Source organism: Mucilaginibacter agri (assembly GCF_009928685.1).
Lineage (GTDB): Bacteria > Bacteroidota > Bacteroidia > Sphingobacteriales > Sphingobacteriaceae > Mucilaginibacter > Mucilaginibacter agri.
Genome location: NZ_WWEO01000040.1, coordinates 244,854 through 257,128, shown reverse-complemented (window position 1 = coordinate 257,128; position 12,275 = coordinate 244,854). Strand labels below are relative to the sequence as shown.

8 protein-coding genes and 1 tRNA gene are annotated in these 12,275 nt (G+C 43.4%); 6 read left to right on the top strand and 3 right to left on the bottom strand.

Annotation, left to right across the window (positions count from 1 at the left end; genetic code table 11):
• Positions 1-71: 71 nt before the first annotated feature.
• From GSY63_RS06940 to GSY63_RS06930, 3 genes are all read right to left on the bottom strand, one after another.
• Positions 72-1,331: a site-specific integrase gene (locus GSY63_RS06940; RefSeq protein ID WP_166585063.1), complete on the bottom strand. Its 1,260-nt coding sequence runs from the start codon at positions 1,329-1,331 to the stop codon at positions 72-74.
• 247 nt (positions 1,332-1,578) lie between these two features.
• Positions 1,579-1,668, bottom strand: a tRNA-Ser gene (locus GSY63_RS06935).
• An 81-nt stretch (positions 1,669-1,749) separates the two neighbouring features.
• On the bottom strand, positions 1,750-3,813 hold the full coding sequence (locus GSY63_RS06930) for an HD family phosphohydrolase (RefSeq protein WP_166585062.1): 2,064 nt from the start codon (positions 3,811-3,813) through the stop codon (positions 1,750-1,752).
• Positions 3,814-4,027: 214 nt separating this feature from the next.
• Between GSY63_RS06930 and GSY63_RS06925 the strand changes: the two genes are divergently transcribed.
• From GSY63_RS06925 to GSY63_RS06900, 6 genes are all read left to right on the top strand, one after another.
• Complete coding sequence (locus tag GSY63_RS06925; protein WP_166585061.1) at positions 4,028-5,206, top strand: acetyl-CoA C-acyltransferase; 1,179 nt, start codon at positions 4,028-4,030, stop codon at positions 5,204-5,206.
• Positions 5,112-6,122 (top strand): hypothetical protein, encoded by a 1,011-nt coding sequence (locus tag GSY63_RS06920; protein ID WP_166584876.1) that lies wholly within the window; start codon positions 5,112-5,114, stop codon positions 6,120-6,122. The genes GSY63_RS06925 and GSY63_RS06920 overlap by 95 nt, the downstream gene beginning before the upstream one ends.
• 105 nt (positions 6,123-6,227) lie before the next feature.
• The gene (locus GSY63_RS06915) at positions 6,228-7,946 is read left to right on the top strand and encodes a peptide MFS transporter (protein WP_166585060.1); all 1,719 of its coding nucleotides are present in this window, start codon (positions 6,228-6,230) and stop codon (positions 7,944-7,946) included.
• Positions 7,947-8,041: 95 nt separating this feature from the next.
• A complete protein-coding gene (locus tag GSY63_RS06910) occupies positions 8,042-8,773 on the top strand; it encodes a polyprenol monophosphomannose synthase (protein ID WP_166585059.1) in 732 nt (243 codons plus the stop codon).
• Positions 8,774-8,919: 146 nt separating this feature from the next.
• Positions 8,920-9,942: a Holliday junction branch migration DNA helicase RuvB gene (gene ruvB, locus GSY63_RS06905; protein ID WP_166585058.1), complete on the top strand. Its 1,023-nt coding sequence runs from the start codon at positions 8,920-8,922 to the stop codon at positions 9,940-9,942.
• 28 nt (positions 9,943-9,970) lie between these two features.
• Entirely contained in the window at positions 9,971-12,265 is a 2,295-nt protein-coding gene (locus GSY63_RS06900; protein ID WP_166585057.1) for a GH92 family glycosyl hydrolase, read from the top strand.
• The last annotated feature ends 10 nt before the right edge of the window (positions 12,266-12,275 follow it).

Sequence of the window (12,275 nt, the reverse complement as noted above, 5' to 3'; positions counted from 1 at the left end):
TTATAGGGCTTTTGGACTTGGCATGAACATTTACGATTATGTCAATTTACAGAAACGATGATTATTCATTTTCACTCCGGCTTTTTCGCAATTTGATGGTCGGATATAAATTCTTTTTTTTCCAAGGTCTTCTGCAGCTCCGCCATGTCCTCGTTAATCTTCATACCGGTAATCTTAGCATAGTGCAAGGTCTGTCTCAAACTTTTGTGTCCCATCATATCTTTAATCGATTCTAAAGGCACGTTGTTGGCCAAAGTTACCGTTGTACCGAACGTGTGGCGTGCGACATGCGTCTTGAGCTCTTTCGCAATGCCGCAAATATTTGCGATCTCTTTTAGATAGACATTATATTTTTGATTTGATAAGACAGGCAATAGTTGATCAGTTGCCAGACATTCCGGATCATTCTCGTATTTTGACAAGATCATTTTAGCGATTGGAAGTAACGGTATCAAGGAAGGGGTTCCGGTTTTCTGCCGATTTTTGTAAATCCTGAGTTCGCTGTCAAACCCGAGCGTGATTTCTGATTTTTTAAGCTGCTTGACATCAGCAAATGCCAGACCGGTGAAGCAGCAAAAAATGAATACATCCCGAACCCTGCATAGTCGGCTATTGGTAATTTCTTTATTGGCGATTGCTTGGAGTTCTTCCTTTACCAGGTAGATCGTACTGACAACCTCTCTTGTTTCGTCAAACTTTAGAAAAGGGTCTGTCTTGAGCCATCCATTGTCAACACAGCTAATAACGATCTTCTTAACGTTAGCGATATTCTTGAGGGCACTATTATGACCAAGTTTCTTTTCTGTGCGAAACCAGTTGTATAGCCGCTTGACGAATTCCAGATTGAGCGACAGGATATTGATTTCATCTGTTTGATAATTGGCTTTAAGAAAGTCTAAGGAATGCCGGTAACTTGTATTAAAATTTGTCCAGGTACCTTTGGCAACACCCTTACCAATCATCTTCTTCATCGCATCATTGTGCTCCTTAAACATCGCCATTAGTCCCCGTTTGCGCTGTTCAGCACCATTTACAATTTCGATGATGGCGGAAGACGTTACGACCTGCCCGGTTTCCATTAACCGCTGTTTGGCATCGTACACTTTAGACTGTAAGCTATCCAGGTAAACATTAAGCTGTTTGGCATCTTCTTTTGTCCCGGATGCCCTTCCTCCTTTTCCATTCCAACGCGAGTGTTCCCAATTCCGCTTAACAGACATTTCTTTTGGAACCCCGTCTACCGTGATCTTCAGGTAAACATACATCGGACCTGATTCATAATTTCTTGGTTGCTTTAAGAAAAACAACAGACCAAAACTTCTTTCTAACATAAAGACGCATTTAATAAGTTTATAAATATCGAAATGCAGCTTTAAAGTGGCAAGATGTTCATCTCATGAACTGGATGAATATCAGCTAGTTACACCACTTCCATTGCGTCTTTTTTCTCGCAAAAAAGACGCAATGAATGACGCAATAGAATTATGCGAATCGGGACATTTTCTGAGTGTTTTTAAGAAACAAAAAAGCCTGTAATCGTGTGATTTACAGGCTTTTGAGTGTTTTTGATTGACTATCTGGCGGTGAGGGAGGGATTCGAACCCTCGGTACAGTTTCCCGTACGTCAGTTTAGCAAACTGATCCTTTCGGCCTCTCAGGCACCTCACCAATTCTTTTAAAGAATGTCCCCCGTTTTGGGTCTGCAAATATAGTAAAAGAGAAAACGCGTCAAAATAATTTTTCACATTTTTAATAATCAATTCTGACGTGGTAAATACTCATGAGCATTTTCTTAAAAATAGTCTTGATGGTTTGGATATCCTTTAAAGTAATGTTACTATCGTTAAGTTGCCCCTGATCAAGCTTATAGCTCACAATACGGTCGACCAGATTGCTGATAGATTGCGCATCCGGCTCGCGTAAAGAGCGTGAAGCAGCCTCTACAGAATCTGCTAACATCAGCACACCGGTTTCCTTAGAAAACGGTATTGGGCCCGGATATCTGAAGATATTTTCGTCAATTCCCTTCTCAGGATAGTTCTTAAGGAACGATTGATAGAAATAATCAACCCTGGTATTGCCATGATGAGTGCGTATAAAGTCGATCACGATTTCGGGCAAACCATGCTTCCGAGCCATCTCCGCTCCTTTACTCACGTGTCGAATAATGATTTGCGCGCTGTCTTCATAAGGCAGCTTATCGTGTGGATTAAAACCCGAGCTTTGGTTCTCTATAAAATAGAGCGGGTTCTCCAATTTACCAATATCATGATATAACGCCCCGGCCCTAACCAACAAAGCATTACCGCCAATACTATAAATTGCATTCTCGGCCAAATTGGCCACCTGCAACGAATGTTGAAACGTTCCGGGTGCGCTAAATGCCAATTCGCGTAGTAAAGGTGCATTAGTGTTAGTGAGTTCTATCAGCGTAATTTCTGAGGTAATACCAAACACACGCTCAAAAGCATAAATAAGCGGGTAGGCCAGTAAAGTAAGTAGTACGCTCACGAAGAATGGAAAGAAATCCATCCAGTCGATGTTCATAAAACTGCCTTCGCGGATAAACGAAATACCCAGAAATGCCACAAAGTAATTGAAAGTGATAATAGCGGCCGAGGTTAAAAACTGCTCCCTGCGAATCAGGTTCTTTATACTGTAAATAGCCACCATACCCGAAGTGATCTCGAAATAGGCAAACTCAAAACTATTAGGCACAAAGAAACCTGCCACCAATATTACCAACAGGTGGATATTAAGCGCCAAGCGGGTATCAAACAATATCCGGATAATGATCGGCACAATACAATAAGGGATATAGTATAGGTTAGGTAACTGGATGCGAATAGCCCACGAAAGTGTCGCAAGCATAGCTGTAACCACCAGCAAGATCAGCCCCACAAGGCGGTTATCGTAATAAATATCCTTACGGAACAGATAAAGGAAAACCATGAGGATGACGATAACAATGGATACTAGCAGAAACTGCCCAAGCAGTACCAGGTTACGATCGCCATTGATACGGGCATTATCCTCAAACGCCTTTTTGTACGATTCTAATTTCTGATAAACATCGTTGTTTACAACCGACCCTTTAATAACAATCACTTCGCCTTTTTGCACCATACCGCTGGTGGTGGAAATACCCTCCAGCACTTCTTTCTCCAACCGATTGGTAAGCTTATCATCGTAAACAAGGTTATTTTGAATTCGGTTTTGGATTAGGTTCAATAGAAATGCTTTGTCGAGATTGGTGGCATTCAGCACTTTTTCGCAATAGGCCTGCGCACGTTCTTTGGTTAGCAGGTCGGCCGTGTTTTTCTCGCCGGAAACGTTGTGGTCTAGTATGGTAACCGGATAGTTTTCGGCGTTGTGCTGATATTTTACGTTAAGCGTTAAAATACCTTTATCATAAACATCGCTCAACAAGTTAAGCCCAACCGTGAGGTAGCGGAGTTTTAAATGATCGTTCAGTCCCGAATCGTGCCATTTTATTTCAAAATCACTTTTAAACCCCTCTTCCTCTTCTTGTCGTATGTCGCTATCGAGCTGATAAACCGGTTTTATCGTTTTAAGCGCCGACGCTTTGTCACTCTCAATCTCTTGCGTGGTTTTTAATATCGCGAAGTTGTAGGGAGATATAAGGTCTTTCTGATTCCAGATCCGGCCCTTATCGTATTCGTATCTGAATTTGGCTTGTTTAGGCAGCGCAAAAACAATTACGCATATACTAACCAATATCATAAAGAACTTCAGATTGCGGGCGTATTTGCGCAAAAGTGCCTTTTGGCGCGAAGATGAAAGTTTTGCCATTGAAATTATTAACTCACAAAATTAAGAACTTTCGGCCATTTCTGTTTATCAGCGTAATTTTAAGTGGCTAAAGCTCAATAACAACAGGCAAAATACGTTAAATGTTGTAGCTAGGAAGGCTCAAAAGCCGTTTAAACGGATATCCATCTATATGATATTTTTGTCGGACGGGTCAAAAAGCTAAATTGCGCAACCAAATTATAAAAGATACAAAATGAAAGAAGTATATATTGTAGCTGCAACCCGCACTGCTATTGGCAGTTTCGGGGGCAGCCTTGCTCCTTTTACAGCCACCCAGCTTGGTGCATTAGCCATTAGCTCTGCGGTTGAAAAAGCCGGGATTAAGCCAGAACATATTCAGGAAGTATATATGGGGAATGTAATGTCGGCCAATTTGGGGCAGGCACCTGCTACCCAGTCGGTACGTTTTGCAGGTCTTCCAGATATCCCAGCCACTACGGTTAATAAAGTTTGTGCTTCGGGCATGAAAGCGATAATGTTGGCTGCCCAAAGCATCGCGCTTGGCGAGCAGGAGATTATTGTTGCGGGAGGTATGGAGAGCATGAGCAACGTTCCTTATTATTTAGATAAAGCCCGCACCGGTTACCGCTTAGGCCACGGACAGGTTACAGACGGACTGGTAAAAGATGGCCTGTGGGATGTTTATAATAACTATCATATGGGCTCGGCTGCCGAATTATGCGCCACCGAATGCCACATTAGCCGCGAAGATCAGGATGCTTACGCGATAGAATCATACCAAAGAGCACAAAAAGCGCAGGCTGACGGACTTTTCAAAGAAGAGATTACGCCGATAGAACTGAAAGACAAAAAAGGCAACGTCACCTTTTTTGATAAAGACGAAGAGCCAGAAACCGTTAAGTATGATAAGATCCCTGGCTTAAAACCCGTTTTTGATAAGCAAGGTAGCGTAACTGCAGCCAATGCCTCAACCCTTAATGATGGAGCCGCAGCGCTTATATTAATGAGCAAAGAGCGTGCAGAGACCATGGGGGTAAAACCATTAGCCCGTATTGTTTCTTATGCCGATGCTCAACAAGCGCCCGAATGGTTTACTACCGCGCCCTCAAAGGCTATTCCCCTGGCTTTACAGCGTGCTGGATTGTCGGCAAATGAGATAGATTTTTTTGAGATTAACGAAGCTTTTTCTGTTGTGGCTATAGCTAACAATCAGATTCTCAAGCTCGATCCATCCAAAGTCAACATTAACGGAGGTGCTGTATCCTTAGGCCATCCGCTTGGTGCTTCGGGTGCCCGGATTATTGTAACTTTGCTGCATGTTCTTAAACAAAAAAATGCCCGCTACGGCGCCGCAGGAATTTGTAACGGCGGAGGTGGTGCCAGCGCAATGGTTATCGAAAATTTGCGTTAATAGTTTTATGATCAAAAGACTGTTAATCTGCTTATTAAGTTTCAGCCCGGTGATGCTGCTGGCACAGGTTGGCCCGCAAACTGCTCTACCCCGTGTTTATCGGGATAGCCTTAAGCACCTCGGCGTACGAATGATCAACAATGAAGATGAAATGGAGCGCAAGGCTGCCAACTATAACTTCATTAAAACACTTACAACTACGCTCAAAATGCCGGGCTCGTTCAATTTCAAGTTCGACTCGGTTAAAACCATCAGCATTATTAATGCACCGGACGGCCGTTTCCGCATTTTTAGCTGGCCTGTAATGAACCAGGATGGCAGCTATCGTTTTTACGGTACCATACAGATCAATACCGGCACTGCACCGCTCGAGATGTATCCACTGGCAGATTATTCGCCGTTTATGAGTAGCCCGCAGGATACCGTAACCAGCAATACAAAATGGTATGGCGCTTTATATTATAACATTATCCCGGTAGCGGGGGCTAATCCCTATTACGTGCTTTTGGGCTGGAAAGGCAACACCCCAAAATCTACCAAAAAACTGATCGAGGTGTTATCATTTCAAAATGGCAAACCAGTATTAGGCGCGCCGGTTTTTGCAGACAAAGGCACAACGCACGACAGGATCGTGTTCGAGTACTCGCGCCAGGTATCTATGATGCTCAAGTATTTGCCCGAGCAACATTTGATTGCCTTTGACCACCTTGCCCCTCCCGATAAAAAGCAGCAGGACAAGCCTGAAACCTATGGCCCCGACCTTACTTATGATGGTTATCGTCTGCAAAACGGCAAATGGATATTTCAGGAGAATATCGATCTGCGTAATTTAGGCAGCCCTACCGATCAGGATATCGTAGATCCTAAAAAACAAGCCTTGCTTGACAGGGCAGCTGCAAGCGCAGGACATAATTAATTCATACCTTTATTCAGAAGTATTAGTAACACCTCTGTTATTTAACAGAATAAAATTTCGGTTTATCAGAATAATCCTATTTTTAGCAAATTTTTTAATTTTTATATGAGTGCAGAACCAGAGTTGGCGTTAGATCCGGCTTTTATAGAACAGTCTCCAAAGGGACATCCTAAAGGCCTATATGTGTTGTTTTCTACGGAAATGTGGGAACGGTTTAATTTTTATGGTATGCGCGCCCTGCTTACCTTGTTTTTAGTAAATGCACTTGCTTTTTCTGATAAAGATGCCGCCATTATTTACGGTGGTTTTTTAGGGCTTTGTTATTTAACCCCAATGCTGGGCGGCTACATTGCCGATCAGTACCTGGGTAACCGCGCCTGTATTATCCTCGGTGGTTTTGTGATGGGCGGCGGGCAGATCCTCATGTTTTTCAGTGGATCAATGTATGCCAGTAACCTCGAAATGGCTAAGCTATTAATGTGGGGAGCTCTGGCGGTTATGATATTTGGTAACGGTTTCTTCAAGCCCAATATATCATCTATGGTGGGTATGCTGTACAAAAAAGGCGATTCGCGCCTCGACTCGGCATTCACCATTTTCTACATGGGTATCAATTGCGGCGCTTTATTAGGTATGGCTATTTGTCCATTATTAGGCGACGTTAAGGTTGGTGATGTACGTGTTGTCGAAGCTTTTAAATGGGGATTTTTAGCAGCTGGTGCTGCTTTGGTCTTCGGTACCATCCTTTTTATCTTCTTAAAGAACAAATATGTACACGATCCGGACGGTAAAGCTGTAGGTACAAAACCTACCCACGATGGCTCAACGTTAAGCCCGACTGGCGAAGCTGAAAAAGCTAACTTTTCTACCAGCTCTATCATAGGTGTGGTTGTGTTAATGATTGCACTATTCTTCGGTATCCATTATTTATCTATCGATCCCAACCCTATCAAAAGCTGGGTGTATCCGTTCATTTATGCTTCGGGTATCAGCTTAGCCGTGTTGATCCTTACCGACAAATCCATAACTAAAATAGAGCGCGACCGTATTTTTGTACTGTACATCGTAGCCTTCTTCGTTATCTTCTTCTGGTCGGCTTTTGAGCAGGCTGGTTCGTCGCTAACCTTTGTGGCCGATAAACAGACCGATACGCACATTTTTGGCTGGCAAATGCCTCCAAGTGCTGTGCAAAATGCTAACTCATTCTTCATCATTGTATTTGCGCTACCATTTAGCTGGTTGTGGTTAAAATTACAGAAACGTAATCTTGAGCCTATTTCGCCAATGAAACAGGCTATCGGCCTGTTCTTGCTAGCAGTTGGTTATTACATCATCGCAGTGCAGGTAAAGGCTATTGGCAATACTGGCAAATTGGCTGTAATCTGGTTATTTGTAATGTACCTGTTCCATACCCTGGGCGAGCTTTGTCTATCTCCTATCGGTTTATCACTGGTATCAAAACTGGCTCCTAAAAGATTCTCGTCGTTGCTAATGGGTGTTTGGTTTTTAGGTAACGCAGCTGGCTACGCCTTGGCCGGTACTTTGGGAGCAATTATCCCGCCTACAGGCGACAAGTTTACCCTTGCGGCTTCGAAGGGTATCGACCTTCAAGGCATCCTGGATGGTAAAATTACTGCTACAGCGCAGCAAATTGCCGAACTGGCGAAAGATAAGATCGATATTCATTATCCTACGTTTGTGGGCTTTACGATTCATAATCTGTACGAATTCTTTATGGTATTCGTAATTTTATCGGGTGTGGCGTCAGTAGTTTTATTCCTGATATCGGGCTTTTTGAAAAAAATGATGCACGGGGTAAGATAATCACCCTTTTTAATAGCAAATAATTTAAGATATTTGAAGCCGCATCATTTGGATGCGGCTTTTTTTATTTCGTCAAAGCATTATAAATTTATACGGTGCCCGACAGCATAGTTATTATCCCCACTTATAATGAGAAGGAAAACATTGAACGGATGATCCGCAAAGTGTTCTCGCTTCCTCATGACTTCCATTTGCTTATTGTTGATGATGGTTCGCCCGATGGCACAGCCAACATTGTAAAAAATCTGCGGCAAGAATACCCCGAAAAACTGTTTATAGAAGAACGCGCAGGCAAACAAGGCCTGGGCACTGCTTATATACATGGCTTTAAATGGTCGATACAACGCAAGTACGATTACATTTTTGAGATGGATGCCGATTTTTCGCACAACCCCGAAGATCTGATCAAATTACGTAATGCTTGTGTTGGTGGTGCCGACGTAGCCGTGGGCTCACGTTATATTAAAGGCGTAAACGTGGTTAACTGGCCAATGAGCCGGGTACTGATGAGTTACTTTGCCTCGGTATATGTGCGCTTTATAACCGGTATCAACGTACAGGACTCAACCGCTGGCTTTGTATGCTACAAGAGCCGTGTATTTGACGTACTTAACCTGGATAAAATAAAATTTGTGGGCTACGCTTTCCAGATTGAAATGAAGTATACCGCCATTAAACATGGCTTTACCCTGGTAGAAGTGCCGATCATTTTCACCGACCGTACTGAAGGCACTTCCAAAATGTCGACAGGTATTTTCCGCGAAGCCTTTATCGGTGTTATCCAAATGAAGATCAATAGTATCTTTAGGAAGTATCCGGAAGGATAAGTGGGGTGGTTGATTAAGTGAGTAGTTGATTAAGTTAAGCGATTGGATGGATTTTAAAAGAAGAACAACTCACTTAATAAACTTATTCAACTCAAACAACAATTCCACAGCCAACAACTCAAACAAATTTGCTAATTTCGTTGGTAATGAATGAACATCTCGATCCTGACCGCGAACGCCTTTCGCCCACCGAGCGCGACATCGAAAAAGTGTTGCGCCCGCAGGCATTTGAAGACTTTACCGGTCAGCATAAAATATTAGCTAACCTCCGCATTTTTGTTCAGGCAGCGCGCCAGCGCGGCGAAGCGCTCGACCACGTACTGCTACATGGCCCGCCCGGCTTAGGTAAAACAACACTATCGCACATTATCGCCAACGAAATGGGGGTTGGCATCAAAATCACCTCCGGTCCGGTTTTAGATAAACCCGGCGACCTTGCAGGTTTATTAACCAACCTCGAACCGGGCGACATCCTTTTTATTGATGAGATACACCGCCTAAGCCCTTTGGTTGAAGAATATCTGTATTCGGCTATGGAAGATTTCAAGATCGATATTATGCTCGAATCTGGTCCTAATGCCCGTTCGGTACAGATCTCTTTGAATCCCTTTACCCTTGTTGGTGCAACCACGCGCTCAGGGTTGCTTACAGCGCCTTTGCGTGCACGTTTTGGCATTAATTCAAGGCTGGAATATTACGACGCTAAATTACTGACTACCATTGTATTGCGATCTTCAGATATATTAAAAACGCCAATTAGCGATGAGGGTGCTTACGAAATTGCACGCCGCAGTCGTGGTACTCCGCGTATTGCCAACGCACTTTTGCGCCGTACGCGCGATTTTGCCCAGATAAAAGGCAATGGTAACATTGATACTGAAATTGCCCAATATGCGTTAAATGCCCTGAACGTTGACGAACACGGGCTTGACGAAATGGACAATAAGATCCTCGTTACGATTATCGAAAAATTCAAAGGCGGTCCCGTAGGTTTAAAAACGATTGCCACTGCCGTTGGCGAAGATGAAGGCACTATTGAAGAAGTATACGAACCTTTTTTAATACAGGAAGGCTACCTGATGCGCACCGCCCGTGGCCGCGAGGTAACAGATTTTGCTTACAAACATTTAGGCATCTTTAGGCCGGGAGGCAACGCTACTTTATTTTAACACATTCGCTCCATCCTTATATCAAAAAATGAAAAAATTCATCCTACCTCTGCTTTTGTTTGCGGGCATCAATTCGTTTGCCCAGCAAGTTAACCAGATTACAGACCCTGCCGATTGGGTTAACCCACTAATGGGCAGCCAATCTAAAGTCGAACTATCAAACGGTAACACCTACCCTGCCATTGCACTGCCCTGGGGTATGAATACCTGGTCGCCGCAAACAGGCACCATGGGTAACGGTTGGATGTATACCTATGATGCCGATAAAATTCGCGGCTTTAAGCAAACGCACCAACCTTCGCCATGGATGAACGATTATGGCCAGTTTGCGATTATGCCAGTTACCGGCAAAGCCAAATTTACGCAGGACGACCGCGCCAGCTGGTTTAGCCACAAGGCTGAAGTTTCGAAACCATATTACTACAGTGTTTACCTGGCCGATGCCGATGTAACCACCGAGATAACTCCTACAGAACGTGCAGCGCAGTTTCGCTTTACCTTTCCTAAAACGGATAGCTCATTTATTGTAGTAGATCCTTTTAATAAGGGTTCGTACGTTAAAATTTTACCGAAAGAGCAAAAGATCATTGGCTATACTACACGATACTCTCGTGGTAAATACACCAATTTTAAAAACTACTTCGTTATTTACGTAGATAAGCCATTTACCTACAACCGTACCTGGCATGGTAAAACCTTTGCAGGTGCCGACTCGCTGGAGTTAAGCAACGACCATGCTGGTGCTATTATTGGCTTTAAAACTGTTAAAGGAGAGCAAGTGCATTTACGCGTAGCCTCATCATTTATCAGTGCCGAACAGGCAGAGCTAAACTTGCAGCGCGAACTGGCTCATGATAGCTTTGATCAAACTAAACAAAAAGCCCGCGCTACATGGAACAAAACCCTAAGCCGCATTAGCATTGAGGGTGGTTCTGTTGATCAAACACGTACTTTTTATTCATGTCTGTACCGTATGCTTTTCTTCCCGAACAAGCTTTATGAGGTTGATGCTAAAAATCAGATTGTACACTGGAGCCCTTATAATGGCAAAGTATTGCCGGGTTATATGTTTGGTGGCACCGGATTTTGGGACACCTTCCGTGCTTTGTATCCTTTCTTAAACCTGATGTATCCTTCTATTAATAAAGAGATGCAAGAGGGTTTGATTAACGATTATAAAGAAGGTGGATGGTTGCCAGAGTGGAGCAGCCCGGGCTACTCAGATATTATGGTTGGCAATAACTCTGCCTCAGTAGTTTCTGATGCTTACGCAAAAGGCTTACGTGGTTACGATATTAATACCTTGTACGAAGCATTGATACATGGTGCCAACAACGAAGGACCTATTTCGGCAGTTGGCCGTTATGGCGTTAAATATTATAACGAATTAGGGTACGTGCCTTATGATGTTAAGATCAACGAAAACGCTGCCCGTACGTTGGAATACGCGTATGATGATTTTGCGATATATCAATTAGGCAAAGCACTGCACCGCCCGAAATCCGAGACCGATCTATATAAAAACCGCGCCATGAACTATAAAAACCTTTTTGACCCACAATATGGTTTAATGCGTGGTAAAAACAAAGACGGCAGTTGGGCAACACCTTTTAGTCCGTTTAAATGGGGCGATGCTTTTACAGAGGGTAACAGCTGGCACTACTCATGGTCGGTATTTCATGATATTAACGGCCTGATTAAGTTAATGGGCGGCAAGGATAAATTTGTAAACAAGCTGGATTCTGTATTCCTGCTTCCGCCAACGTTTGACGATAGCTACTATGGCGAAGTGATCCACGAGATCCGCGAAATGCAGATAATGAATATGGGTCAGTATGCGCATGGCAATCAGCCAATACAGCACATGATTTACCTGTATAACTATGCAGGTGCGCCGTGGAAAACCCAATACTGGGCACGCGAAGCCATGAACCGCCTTTACAAAGCCACACCAGATGGCTATTGCGGCGATGAAGATAATGGACAGACTTCGGCTTGGTACGTATTTTCGTCATTAGGTTTTTACCCGGTTTGCCCGGCTACAGACCAGTACGTAATTGGTGCTCCACTGTTTAAAAAAGCAACTCTAAAACTGGAGAACGGCAAAACTGTTGTGATCAATGCTCCGGCTAACAGCGACACTAATAAGTACATTAATACTATGCAATATAACGGCAAACCTTATGATATGAACTGGTTAAGCCACAGCAGCCTGATGCAGGGTGCGGTGATTAATTATAACATGTCGGCGCAGCCAAATAAAACAAGAGGTGTTAAAGAAACTTCGGTTCCTTACTCTATGTCGTTGCAGGGCGATAAATAGAAAATGTTTA